Source organism: Streptomyces sp. NPDC033270 (assembly GCF_055576575.1).
In genome coordinates, this window is sequence record NZ_JBVIRA010000020.1 from 74767 (window position 1) to 87514 (window position 12748).

Sequence of the window (12748 nt, forward strand, 5' to 3'; positions counted from 1 at the left end):
TTTTTGCTTCAGCGCTTCCTGGGCACCGTCAGCCGGCCGTCGTTGATATCGACCTGATCCCCGACCAGAGAAATCGAGGCGCCATGCCCGTTGTTGATATGCACACCCGTCGCATCGATCCTCACGTACGCCCCGCCCGGCGCCTCCAGCAAAATCCCGTTGGTGGGCACGTCCGACATCACCAACTTGTGCTTCCTCGGCGTCTGGATGACGACGGGATGCGCCGTGGACGGATCGGTTTGCGCGTCCTCCGGCAATTCCTCCCGGCTTCCGTACCAACACCCCACCCAGATCGGATAACTGGGCTCGCCCTGCTCGAACTCCACCCACACACCCGCCCCGACCGACGGCACGACGACCTGCCCCGCCTGCGGCCCGGTGAACGGGAAGCAGGGCAGCGCCCACGTCGACGGCTCATCGCCGAGCACATCCGGAACCTGGACGATCAGCCGCCCTCGCCCCATCGGGTCGTTGTTGTCCACCACCCGGCCGCGGAATTTGCCGAGAAAGCGGTTGTTCGGTGCACCGGCCATTACTCACATCTCCTGGTTCCAGCGAGCGCCGCTCTACGGGCTTGCGGGCCTACGGGGGGCTTGCGGGCCTATGGGCGTACGGTCCCGCTACGGGCGATCAGGCCCTCCCGCGACAGGGTGAAATTCTGCTGGTACGACCCGGGGCGCAGATTGGTCGTCACACTCTTCACGTAGTAGTCACCGTCGTACGTCACTCCGGCACCGCGCACCCCGACCAACTCCCGTGGCCGCAACACATATCCATGCCGATTGACGTCCAACGACCCGGACCCCGAAATCGCATCGGCGGACGTCGCAGCCCTTCCCAGCGCCTCCGCCCGGGCGATGGCCTCATCCCTCTTCGCGGTCCCGCCCAACGTCTTCCGCTTCAGGGCCGGCGAGGCCCGCAGCCCCAGCGGCGGCCGCAGCGGACTGATATCCGGCTGGGCGAGCAACGGCGCCCGCCGCGTCACCGGGTCCTGCACCCGCGCCTGCGGCTCTTCCCTGGCCGTCCCGTCGTAAGCGAACGTCAACTGATCCACCGTCGAGTTCACATCCATATTCACATTCAACGCGTGCTGCCGCTGCCCAAGCCGCTGCTCGGGCCCCCAGAACGCCGTCGACTTCCCCGGCACGGGCCCAGGATCGAGATAGAACGTATAACCGTTCGCCCTGGCCAGCTCATTCACATACTGCAGATCGGTCCCGACCTGGTAATCCACCCGCAACTGCTCCCGCGGCGGCTGCGGAATCTGCTCCCGAATAATCCGGGCATCGATCCCGTAATCCGCGTACTTCCCCAGAATCCGCTCGATCCGCTGCGAGGGAGCCAGGTTCGGATACCGGTCGGCCCGCTCCTCCAGGTCCATCAACAGCGTCAGGTCTTCCCCCGTCACCGTCAGAGTCGTCTGCCCGGGCTGATTACTGGCCCCCACCTCCTGCCGCACGATCAACCCGTCCAGCAAAACAAACGGCGTCCCCTTCACAGAAACCGCCACAATCACCCGAGTCTTGGGATCGAAGAACCCCTCAGGCAACAACCGGTCAACGATCGCCCCCTTCTTCGTCAGATCAAACGCGATCTGAAAACCGCTCCGTTCACCCGCCGTACTCGTGATCTGCGCCGACAACAACGCCTCGGTCACCTCTGCCGGCACCGGCCGCGCGGACTTCGGCCCCATATACAGCGACACATGAACGGGCCCCCGCCCAACGGGCTGGTCGTCACCCATTGCGCACCCCCGGCCCGCCCATCCCGCCCGGGAACCCACCCGGCAGCGGAACGGCTATCTCCTCACCCGGCTCATCCGTCAACTCCCGCGGATCCAACACCGGATTGGCATCGGCGATCCGCCACCACTGCCCCGGATCCCCGAAGTACCGCTGCCCCAGCTGATCCGGTCGCTCGCCACTGCTGACGGTGTGCGGCACCGTCTCCTCGGCCGCATCCTCCAGCCGCGGCAGCAACCGCCGCTTGGCGTACTTCACCTCGCTCCCGTCGGGCATGCGATGCACCCCGATCTCCACGTCGGCGTACCGACTGCTCCGCGGATACGGATGCGCCCCGGGCACCTCGTCCAACGCCCGCTCATACGGCTCGATCACCCTCAGATCCCCCTCCCACCAAGCCCGAGCGCCGCAAAGCTCCCGCCCCGGGCGGCCCGCGCCAACTGCTCCTTCTGCGCCAGGTGCGCGAGGTACAACTCGGCCCCACGGTGCCCCGCCGGCAGATCACTCACGGTCAGGATCTTCATCCCGATACTGAGCGAGGCCCTGATCGGGTTCAGATTGACGTCGAACGCCGACTCATTGACCGACAACTCGGTGAGCCGGACAGGCATGACCCGCTTGCTGCCCCACGTGAACAGCGTCAACGGCATCTCAATGGGGCTGATCTCAATAGTCCCCTTCTTGCTGAGATGGGAGGCGGCCCGAAGCTGCGCAGTGGTCGGCTGCACGAGCATTTCCAACACGGCGAGTTGAGGGTGGATGCCATGGGGCGCCGCTACGTCAAGCTGATCCGTAGCATCAATCTCCGCCGTGAACTTCCACGTCTCCTGCGCCGGCCCTTTGAGTCTCAGCGCCTCGTTCCTGTCCCCACCACTCCCACCTCCGCCGCCGTCTCCCTCACCTCCGGCAGCTTGGGGCGCCACGGACCGCTCCAGAGTGTCCGGATTGAACTGCAGCACGATGATCCGCTGCGGCGTCCCGAGATCGGGATCGACAATGACGATGCCGGAACGGATGGGCTTGGGGATGTCGGCGTAGCGGGTCACAGCCTTTCCTCCAGGCGCCGCCTCAGCGGCTCATACGAATAGTCGGGAAAGAGTGTCGGAAATACGTCGAGCATGTTTCGCATGTCGTCTGCGACGCTCCCCAAGCCGCTGTCCTTCAGGTCTACGTCGGCGTACAAGTACTGCCAGCCGTTGGTTCCCTTGGTGATGAGGAGCGCATCGAGGTACTGGGCGTAGTCGATGTCCAGTTTGAACGCACCGTCAGAACTGTCGTAGTACCAGACTTCCGGCGAGGTGGGGCCGGTCGCGTCGGGCTGGACACGGAGCGCGGCCAGCGTCCCTGCTCCTGTTCTGGGGTGATCGTCGAATATGCGGAACTCCGAGTAAAGAGCACGCTCGGCCGTACTGCAGTCTTCGTGGATCAGGGTGTCCCCGGTTGCGAACATGGCGGCAGTCAGGTGCCGGAGTGAGAACTCGCCGGTCAGGATCGTGTGGCCGCTCTCCATGCGCCAGTGGCAGGAGATCCCGTCGAATCGAAGAAATGCATGCTGCAGCTCCGGTGAGAGATGAATGTCATGCCATTCTGCGATAAGCGAGAAGGCTTCGGCTGCCTCTCCTGTGGCCTCCTCGATGTTGCCCCGCTCTTCGGAGAAGACCGTGATTTCGCCCTTCTCCTGCAGTTCATCCAGGAGCTTGAGGTACCTGAGTTCCTGCTCGGTGAAGCGTGCCATAATTTCTCGATCCTCTAGGTAAAGCGTATGTCCGACTTCTTGTCGACCACGGCCTTCAATTCCTTTTCGAAATTCTTGAGCTTCCTCGGTGATGTTGCGGCCAGGTCTTTCTTGTACTTCTTCAGTCGCACGATCAGGTGGTATATGTCGCGATACGGGGACTGATCCCTCACAGCCTTCGCGAAAGCGAGGCCGACTCCGAATTTGGACCTAATTGATCCCGGCCCTCTTCCATTGATGTCGAACCTGGGGTCTAGGGCATTCGGGCGTTCTATGTTGTCCCGCGTGTAGTGATCCTTTGCGGGTTCCTTCCGCCAGGTGTTTCCTGCCGGCTTGTACGGTCCCCATGCCATCGAGATCTTCTTCGGGAAGTATTCATCGGGACCCGTGTAGAAGCTGACGTCGTAATTGAACCAGATCATCTTGATTGCGGGGATCGTTGTTATCGCCCTAAATGCTGGAAGTTCTACGCGGTACGCAAATCTGGTGTTGACGGACGGGCCTGGCGCCGGGACGAGGTTCGAGCCCGTGGCTTTTCCGCCAAAATTCTCCGTGAAGAGGTGCATGCGCACCCATGCTGTATCGTTTTTCAGGCTGTTGGGGACGAGATTCCATCCGAGCGGGACATTCGGGTACTTGTTGCTGGGTTTCTCTCCCTTGTGGCTCGTGATGGTCTTATTGATGCCGGTTGCTTGAAAACCTGCGCCGCGTACGCCGTCGGTATAGGGCGGGAGTATCATCGGGAGAAGCGGCGGATGGTCCGGATTGTCATCACGGGTTTCCAGAATTCGTCCGAGTCTCGTGAGTGCGATGCGCAGGGCCGTGTAGACGGCCTCGCCGCTTCTCGTCGTCGTGCCTCTGGCGGGTAGCCGCTTCTGCAGATTCTCTATCTGCGTGTATTCGGCCCTTGCCGCTCGGACGGCTCCCTGTTGGGCGGCCTTACGTTGAGCGTCGTTCTTGATCTCGCCAGCCTTCTGCGCCCAGCCGTTGAGGTACTCGTCGATCGGGTCGGTCTGGCTGCGTACCACCAACTCGGCGCCGCGGCCCTTGCCGCGGTACATCAGGGTGTGCACTTCTTCGTCCCTGTTGCGGAAGCGCACCTTCGGCATGTCGTGATCGCGGGTGGGCTCCCGCCTCCGGTTCTTCTCCCGCCGTTGGGCCCGCCTCTTCTGGTGGTTTCGCCGCAACCGATCCCGCTGCCGCCGCCACTGGTTCCTCAACCGGTGTGTGCGGTTGTTGAGCTTGTGGCGTAGCTTGCGGGCCTTGCCGGAGAGGCGGCGGGCCGCGCGGCGGGCCCTGTTCAGGGCGGACTTGATGGTCTGGCGGGCGCGGCGGAGTTTGCGGCGGGTGCGGGACTCGGGCTTGCGGGGCGGGCGCTTCTTGGTGTCGACCTTTTTCTTGGCGTCCGTGTGCTTTGTGAGGTCGGGCTTGTTGGGGTCCTTCTTGTGGAGCGGGTCCTTGGTTTTGTGGGCGTCGTCGCGCTTGTTGGTCGGGCGGTTGTTCTTGCGGAGGGTGTCGCGGGCCGGGCCGCGGCGCTTGTTGAGGTGGGGCCTGTCGTCCTCGTGCTGTTTGCGCTGTGCGGCGCGGGCGCGCCGGCGGGCGGTGTTGACCTCGCGGCCGTCCTCGCGGCGCTCGTGTTCGTCCGGCTTCTTCTTGTGCTTGGGCTGGTGGGCCGGGCGCGGCTTCTTTTCGGGGGAGGGGCGTTTGGTCGGGCGGGGGCCGTCGTCCGGGCGGGAGGTCTTGTCCGGGGAGGGCTTGCGCGGGACCGGGCGCTGGTTGGGCTTGTCGGTGGGGCCCGGCTTGTCGGCCGTCGGGCTGGGCCGGTTGGCGTTCGCCGGGCGGTCGTCCCGGCCCGGCTTGTCGTGGTTTCCGGGCGCGCCGGGCTCGTCCGGGCCGTCGTGCCCGCCCGGCCGCCGCTTGCTGCGGATGTTCTTGAGCATCTCGCCGAGCTTGCTGGTGACCTTGCCCATGTACTTCTGGATGCCGTGGACCAGGGCCTGGTAGACCAGCTCCAGGAGGGCGACGACACCGGCCGCGACCGCCTTGGCGAACGGGCGCGCCGCATTCCCGCTCTTGACCGCCTTCAGGAAGTCCATGAAGAGGCCGAAGGCGGCCAGGATCTTGCTGAGCGCGCCCCAGGCGGTCTTGAGGGCGTCGATGATGGCCATGGCCCAGCCGGCGCCGGGGATCAGTTTGGCCACGACCTGCTTGATGACCAGTTCGCCGATGATCACCGGGAGTTGGGGGAGGGCCGCGTCCCAGGCCATCTTGCCCATCTCTTCGGCGGAGACGTTTCCTTCGATCAGTGCCTGGAAGTCCTCGGGTGACAGGCCGGTGATTTCCTGGATCTTTTCGTTGACCCACCTCTTGACCGCCGACTTCGTCTCCTCGAAGAGGTACTCCCTCGCCCCGGTCCGTGCCGCGTCGCCGGCCTTGCTGATCCAGCCGCCCGGGTCGGAGACGATGTCGTTGAAGATGGCGGCCCATTCGCCGAGGGCCTCGACGACCCCCTTCGCGAACTCCAACGCGCCGACCGTGGCGCCCTCCACGACATCGACGGCCTTCATGAGGCCGTCTTCCAGCACGTCCAGTCCCGCCACGAGTGCGTCGGACAATCCGTCGAGCAGCCCCCCGACGACCTTCTTGAGCGCGCCGGCGGCCTCGTTGACCTTCCGTACGGCGTAGTTGCGCGCGCCGTTGATGGTGTTGCGCCACTTGTCGCGCATCGCCGGGTAGTCGGCGAGGAGTTCGTCACCGAGGGCGATCAGGTCGTCGGCGAACTCGTTGATCCGCTCGACGACCCATTCGCGGGCCTTGTCGATGAACGTGAAGACCTCGGACTTGAACTTGTCGATCAGGCCGGTGACGGCGTTCCGAGCTTCTTCGAAGAACCCCTTGATCGCCTTCTTGATTTCTTTGAACCACGACTTGAGCTCGTTGATCGCCCCGTCGAGCCAGTTGTCGGCGTTGTCCTTGCTGTCTTTCTTCTTCTGCTCCGCCTTCTCCTTCGCACCGGTCTGGTGCTTGTCGATCTGTTCGTTGTCCTTCTTGGTGCGCTCGTCGACCTTGTCGTCGGTTTCCTTCTGCCGCGTCTTGATCTTGCCGCGGACGTCGTCGTACCGCTTGCCCTTCCTGCCGTCGATCTCCGCGACCTTGCCGTCCTGTTCCTTGCGCCACTTGTCGCGGTGGCCGGAGATCTCGGACTGGCCCTTCTCACGCTCGTTGGCCTGCGTCTTGCTGCTGGCGTCGACTTCCCGCTTCAGATCACGGTCGTGCCGCTGCTTGTCGTCCCTGGCCTTTCTGTCCTTGGCCCGGCGCTCGTCCGTCATCTTCTGCCGGCCGCTGGTGAAGCCCGCCTGGATCTGCGGGCCGCGGTCGTGCTCGGCCACGGCGTCGAGGGACTCGACCGGTACGCCGCCGCCGGGAGCCTTGTGCCCGCCCGCCTTCCCGGCCTTGCTGCCCTTGCCGCCGGGGACCTTCCCGGTCAGCGTCTCGCGGGGCACGTCGGGGTAGATCTGGTCCTCGCCCATCGGCCGGGCGGCGTCCTCACGGCCGGACCTGTGCAGCTCGTTCTTCCGCTCGTCGAGCTTCAGCCCCTGCTCGTCGGTGCGTTGCGGGTCGGAGTCGTCCTGGAGCGGCAGGCCGGGGGCGTCGCCCACCTTGGTGCCGTGCATCCCCGGGTCCGTACTGGGGAGGTCGAGGATCGAGTCGATCAGGTCGTCCAGCGGCAGGATCTCCTTGAGGAGCTTGCCCAGCAGCTTGGCGCCGATCGTCACGCCGATGTCCCACCAGCTCGGCTCCGGCATATCGGCGGTCGGCGGTTGGCCTTGCGGCCGCTGTTCGCCGTCGATCTTCGGCGTCTCGCCCTTTGCGGCGTCGGTACGCGAGACCTTGGCGTGGGTGTACGTCCCCGGAGCGGCCGCCTTCGGACCACCCGGCACGGTCTTCGGAGAGCCGGCCGGCCGCTCCGTCTTCGGCGGCGCCTTGCGCAGCGCCGCACGCTCCTTGCCGACCGAGTTGCCCACCGCCCCGTCGACGCCCTTCAGCGTCTCCAGCGCGATATGCGGCTTGAGCTTGGCCGCCGTGGCCAACCCCGACTCGGGGGTGGCCTTGGAGACATCGGGGGCCGGAGCCTCCTTCTTGGCTTTCGTCGCGCCGGATGCGGCGCCCCGGCCGCCCCCGCCGCCCCCGCGAGCGCCGCCTCGTGCCGGCGCCGGCGCCGGTGCCGGAGACGTACGGCCCCCTCCGCCGCCTCCGCCCCGCCCGGCGGCCGCCTTCGCCGCCTGCCGGGCCGCCTGCCGCTTGGGCCCGGTCAGGTTCGGCCGCGCAGCGGGCTTCGCCGCCCGGGGTTTGGGTCCGCCTTCGGCCGCGGGGGCTCCGCCCTTCGCCGACGTGCCGGCGGACATCGGCCCGGCGGGACCGCCGCCCGCCGCGAGCTTCGCCGGGGACGAGGAGCCCGCCCTGGAGAGGTCGTCGGGACCGGCCGGCGAACCCGGTGTGGTCGCGGGCCCCTTGCCCTGGGTGACGTCCGGGGCCTCTGCGGCGTCCTTCGCTTCGGTGCCGCCCTTCCCCTCGGTGGCGTCCTTCGTCGCGGGGTCGTCCTTGGCACGCTCGCCCGCGGTCGAGGCCGCGTCGCCGGAAGCCGAGCTGCCCGAGGCCGAGCCGCTGTGCGTCGTGCCCGTGGCCTTGTCGGTGGCCGAGCCGGTGTGCGTACCGGAGGGAGCGCCGGCCTGAGCACCGGACGCCTCACTCGCCTCATTCGTCGCACTCGCCGCCTGGACACCGGTATCCCCGGCACCCGCCGAGCCGCCCCCCGCGCCCTTCCCGCCGCCGGCGCCCGCAGCCGAGGACTCCGAAGCCGTACCGACCGCCTGGCGGCGCGCGTCCTCATCGGACTTCGCCAGCTTCTCCGGCGCGGCCGTATCGCCACCCGGTCCAGGCCCCGCCCCGCCGCCGGACCCGGCCGTGGCCGCACGGGCCGCCTCGTCCCGCCGCTTGGCCTCCGCGTCCTCCCTGCGCTCCGCAGCCTGCTCCGCGTCCCGCTCGGCGTCGTCGGGATCGGTCGTATCGGTGCTGTTCTCCCCGGGCTCCTCGCCGGTCCTGTCGTCCGCCGACTCGTCCGGCTCGGGGCCGATCTCCTGCTCGATGGACTTGTCGGTCTGCAGATCCTCGGAGAGCCGGTCGCCGGACTCGCCCTCCTCCGTGGCGTTCCCGTCGGCGGACCCGCCGGACTCGCTCTCCGCCTGACGTAAGGCCGCCGCCGACTGATCCTCGCCGGCCGGGGAGTTGAGAACGCCGGGTGCGCCCTTGCTCCCACCGCCGGCCGAGTCGCCCCCGCTCTGCTGGTTCTGCGCGTTCTTCGCGCCCGCGGCGGCACTGGTGGAGCCGTCGAGGCCGTCCTCGGGCCCGGACTCCTCGGCGTCCGCGGCGGCCTCGTCGTCCGCCGCCTCCAGGTCGGCGTCCTCGTCGCCCTCCTCGGCGCCCGCGTCCTCGTCGTCCTCGTCGAGGTCCGCGGGCTCCTCTTCGAGGCCGAGCGGCTCGTCGTCGGCGTCCGCTTCGTTGTCGGGGTCGCCGGCGCGGCGCACGTCGGCGCCGCGGCCGGTCCGGTCCTTCTCGCCGGGCTCCGCCTCGCTGGTATCCAGCTCCTCGGGATCGGCCGCCTGCTCCTCGGCGGCCTGCTGGTCCGCGCGATCGTCCCCGGCGTCCTCCACTCCCTGCTGAGCGGCCTGCTCCGACTGCCGGCCGGCGTCCGGGCCGTCCTCCTTGCCGCCGGCCGCGCCCGTCGAGTCCTGCCGCGAGCGCTGCCGGGCGGCGTCGGAGTCCTGCTGCTTCTCCTCGGCCCGCGACTCCTGCTGCGCCCCGGCCGTGTCCCGGGACTGCCCCGCCGGCCGCTCCGGCGCCGCCGCAGCGGTCTGCGGTGAAGGGGTCTTCGCCGCACCACCGGCGGCGGACCCGGCCTCGGACCGCCCGCCCCGCTCCACGGCAGCCCCGTCGCCGGCCGGATCGGAGTCCTTCCGCCGCTGCTGCCGCTTCCGCCGGTCGTCGCCTTCCTGCTCCGCCCGCTCGCGCGCGTCGCGCGCGTCGGCCGCCCGCTGCGCCCGCTCCTGCCGGATCGCCTCGGCCTCGTCGGGCACGGCCTGGGGAGCCGCGGCCGCGTCCAACGGCAGCTGCCCGGCCTGCTCCACCTCCTCGACCAGCGCATACAGCCGCTCCAGGTCCGGCGTGGACAGCCGCACCTCAAGCCGGTCCAGCACGCCGTCCTGCACCTCCGGCGCCAGCCGCGCCAGTTGCAGCCGCACCCGGCCCGAAAGGTCCTCGGGGTCACCGCGCAGCGAGCGCAGCACACCATTGGCGAGGCGGTCCACCAACGTGGCCGGGTCCAGCTGCTCGAAACGCCGACGGTCGGCGTCGACCGTCGCGTAACGAAGCCAGCCGGGCGTGGTCTGCCCCGGCTCGACCTCCGCGGCGGGCTCCTCCCATACGGAGTCCCGCAGCGCGCCCAGCACCGACGCCCGGGCCGCCGACTCCGCCTCCCGCTCGACCGCCTCCTGCGGAAGGCTGACCGCGCCCAGGTCGCGGCCCGCCCGCAACGCGCCCAGGCCGTGCGGGTTCTGGACCGTGTGCAGCAGCTCATGGGCGAGCAGGCGCTGCCCGTCGGCCGTGCCCGGGCGGTACGTCCCCTCCCGGAAGAAGATGTCCTGGCCGACGGCGAAGGCGTCCGCGCCCATCAGCTCCGCGAGCTGCCCGGAGTCGCGGTCGGTGTGCAGACGGACCTGGCCGAAGTCGTGGCCGAGCTGCTCCTCCAGCTCGCGGCGGACGCTCAGGTCCAGGGGCTGGCCGGCGCCGCTGACGATGTCCTTCGGCTCCGGGGCGCGGGCCTTGGCCGAGCGCTCCCTGCGCTTGCGGCGCCGGTCCTCGGCGGCCGACCGGCTGTCCTGTGTCGAGGACTGCGCCGTACTCATTGCGGATCCCCCCGTCCCGCGAGCCCCGCGTGCACCGCGCGGGCCAGTGCCTCCCCCAGGCGCAGGGGAGAGGTGGTCGCCGGCAGCGGCGGCAGCCCGGCGAGGCCGTCCAGCGCCACGCCCGTCCCGTCCGCGGCCAGCGGTACGCCGCGCTCGCGCACGAGCCGGGTCAACTCGGCCTGGAAGGCCGCCGACACCCGGTCCGGATCGATCCGGGCCGCATCGAAGCCGTCCAGGACCAGTTCGCCGATGTCGATACGGAAGGAGCGCGGCGGCGGCTCGGCTGCCGGCTTCCGCGCTTCGTTCCCGACCTCGCTCAGACCCATCCGTGGACCTCCGACGGCGCCAAGGAGCGTTCCAGCTTCAGGTATTCGGTACGGGCCGCCGCCAGCATGTGACGCATCTGGAGGCGGTCGCCCTCCTCGGCGGCGAGGAAGGCGCCCGACAGCGCGATATTGCGGATCGAGCCGCCGGCGACGGTGAGTTGGGCGAGGAGCGAGGGCTCGACACCCTTCAGGGGAGCCTGGGCGGGCAGCACCCGGCGCCAGATCTCCGCGCGCTCCTTCTCGCCGGGGAAGGGGAAGTCCACGACGAAGCGGATACGGCGCATGAACGCCGAGTCCAGCGCCTTCTTCATGTTCGTCGTCAGCACGGCCAGACCCCGGTACGCCTCCATCCGCATCAGCAGATAGCTGACCTCCAGGTTCGCGTAGCGGTCATGGCTGTCCTTGACCTCGCTGCGCTTGCCGAAGAGCGCGTCGGCCTCGTCGAAGAGCAGCAGTGCGCCGCCGCGCTCGGCCGCGTCGAAGACCCTGCTCAGGTTCTTCTCCGTCTCGCCGATGTACTTGCTGACCACCTGGGAGAGGTCGATGACGAACAGGTCCAGGCCCAGTTCCTTGGCCATGACCTCGGCGGCCAGGGTCTTGCCGGTGCCGGAGCCGCCCGCGAAGAGCGCGGTGACGCCCAGGCCGCTGCGCAGCGCCTTGGCGAACCCCCAGTCCTGGTAGACCGTGCCGCGCCGGCGTACGTGGGCGACGATCTCCTGGAGGATGCGCAGCTGGCGGTCGGCGAGGACCAGATCGTCCCAGCCGGCGCGCGGCTCGATGCGGCGGCCCAGTTCGTCCAGGCCCATCCGGGCCTCGGTGAGGCCGGCCTGCCAGGCCAGTCCGGCGGCGTCGAGCCCGTCCGACTGCGGCAGATCGCGGCGTACGGTGGCGGCGGCCGACCGTACGACGTGCGGCGGGAGCTGGAACTGGGCGACGAGGGACCGCAAATGACCTGGCGTCAGCTCGGGGAGGTCGGCGAATGCGTCCGCCCAGAGTCCCAGCTGCTCCTCGTCGTTCAGCTTGGGTACGGTCACCCGCCGGCCGCGTGGCCGGCCGGTCCGGCGCGGGTCGGGGCTGGAGACGACCAGGGGGACGGCCGCGCCCGCGATGAAGGCGTCCGCCGCGGCGTGCTGGTCGCGGTCCATCTCGTCGGCTTCGATCAGGAGGGCGGCGGGCAGCAGGATCGCCTCGCGCTGCCAGAGGCGGGCCAGGCGGTCGCGTTCGGCGGCGTCGGCGGGTAGGTCGCCGGCGGCCATGGAGTACAGGCCGAGTCCCGAACGGCGGGCGGCCGTCGCGGCGATGTCGGCGCGGGTGCGCAGGTCGGCCCCGATCAGTTCGACGCGGAGCGCCGAGTCCGGCCCGGCGTTCGCCCAGCCCGCGGCGACCCGGTCCGCGGCCGCGTCGTACGAGGGCGGCAGGGTGTGGGGAGCGGTGGTGCGGCGCAGCAGGCCGTGCAGCCTGGCGTCCAGGTACGGCGAGCCGACCAGGAAGTGCAGGATGCGTTCGTCCAGGCGGAGCCGGGTGGTGGTCAGGCGGGTCTCGTCGTCCAGCTCGATCAGGCGCCAGCGACGCAGCGGGGCGACGGGGGTGAGCGCGCTCCAGTGCGGGGCGCCCAGGGCGGCCAGGGCGAGGGAGAAGGTGGGGTACGCCCGGTCCGGGTGGCCGCTCGCGGCGGCGCACCGGGGCGCGGTGGTCGGGTCCAGCTCCGCCGCGGCGGCGAGCAGCACGAGGTCCCGCTCGAAGTCACTGAGGCCGAAGCAGGAGACGAGGGCCTCCAGCGCGGCGGGGAGCGTGGTGGGTTGGTCGGCGCCCTCGTCGGCGGGTTGGTCGGCGCTCTCCTCAGCGGGCTGGTCGGCGGGCTCGGCAGGCGTACGGGCGGCACGGGCGGCGTGGGTGTCGAGACGCGCGAGGACGGCCGCCAGGGCGGCGGTCAGTGCCTGGCCGTCCGTCGTCCGGTCGCCCTCGGTGACATCGTTCACCCCG

At 69.4% G+C, this 12748-nt stretch carries 8 protein-coding genes; all 8 read right to left on the bottom strand.

Going from position 1 to position 12748, the window contains the following annotated elements; all coding sequences use genetic code 11:
• Positions 1–8: 8 nt before the first annotated feature.
• Positions 9–533 carry a phage baseplate assembly protein V gene (locus tag ACZ5XZ_RS25735; RefSeq protein ID WP_468981954.1) on the bottom strand — a complete coding sequence of 175 codons (525 nt, stop codon included), beginning with the start codon at positions 531–533 and terminating at the stop codon, positions 9–11.
• Between the two features lie 68 nt (positions 534–601).
• On the bottom strand, positions 602–1744 hold the full coding sequence (locus tag ACZ5XZ_RS25740; protein ID WP_468981957.1) for a hypothetical protein: 1143 nt from the start codon (positions 1742–1744) through the stop codon (positions 602–604).
• Positions 1737–2123: a LysM peptidoglycan-binding domain-containing protein gene (locus ACZ5XZ_RS25745; RefSeq protein ID WP_468982162.1), complete on the bottom strand. Its 387-nt coding sequence runs from the start codon at positions 2121–2123 to the stop codon at positions 1737–1739. Before ACZ5XZ_RS25745 ends, ACZ5XZ_RS25740 begins: the two co-directional genes overlap by 8 nt.
• Positions 2120–2788, bottom strand: a complete 669-nt coding sequence (locus tag ACZ5XZ_RS25750; RefSeq protein WP_468981959.1) for a hypothetical protein — start codon at positions 2786–2788, stop codon at positions 2120–2122. Before ACZ5XZ_RS25750 ends, ACZ5XZ_RS25745 begins: the two co-directional genes overlap by 4 nt.
• Entirely contained in the window at positions 2785–3477 is a 693-nt protein-coding gene (locus ACZ5XZ_RS25755; RefSeq protein ID WP_468981961.1) for a hypothetical protein, read from the bottom strand. The genes ACZ5XZ_RS25750 and ACZ5XZ_RS25755 overlap by 4 nt, the downstream gene beginning before the upstream one ends.
• A 14-nt stretch (positions 3478–3491) precedes the next feature.
• A complete protein-coding gene (locus ACZ5XZ_RS25760) occupies positions 3492–10439 on the bottom strand; it encodes an eCIS core domain-containing protein (RefSeq protein ID WP_468981964.1) in 6948 nt (2315 codons plus the stop codon).
• The gene (locus ACZ5XZ_RS25765; protein ID WP_468981967.1) at positions 10436–10765 is read right to left on the bottom strand and encodes a hypothetical protein; all 330 of its coding nucleotides are present in this window, start codon (positions 10763–10765) and stop codon (positions 10436–10438) included. Before ACZ5XZ_RS25765 ends, ACZ5XZ_RS25760 begins: the two co-directional genes overlap by 4 nt.
• The gene (locus ACZ5XZ_RS25770; RefSeq protein ID WP_468981969.1) at positions 10756–12744 is read right to left on the bottom strand and encodes an ATP-binding protein; all 1989 of its coding nucleotides are present in this window, start codon (positions 12742–12744) and stop codon (positions 10756–10758) included. The genes ACZ5XZ_RS25765 and ACZ5XZ_RS25770 overlap by 10 nt, the downstream gene beginning before the upstream one ends.
• Between the last annotated feature and the right edge of the window lie 4 nt (positions 12745–12748).

Coding starts and splice junctions, on each gene's coding strand:
- ACZ5XZ_RS25735 (WP_468981954.1), bottom strand. CDS start 533: ATGGCCGGTGCACCGAACAACCGCTTTCTCGGCAAATTCCGCGGCCGG.
- ACZ5XZ_RS25740 (WP_468981957.1), bottom strand. CDS start 1,744: ATGGGTGACGACCAGCCCGTTGGGCGGGGGCCCGTTCATGTGTCGCTG.
- ACZ5XZ_RS25755 (WP_468981961.1), bottom strand. CDS start 3,477: ATGGCACGCTTCACCGAGCAGGAACTCAGGTACCTCAAGCTCCTGGAT.
- ACZ5XZ_RS25760 (WP_468981964.1), bottom strand. CDS start 10,439: ATGAGTACGGCGCAGTCCTCGACACAGGACAGCCGGTCGGCCGCCGAG.
- ACZ5XZ_RS25765 (WP_468981967.1), bottom strand. CDS start 10,765: ATGGGTCTGAGCGAGGTCGGGAACGAAGCGCGGAAGCCGGCAGCCGAG.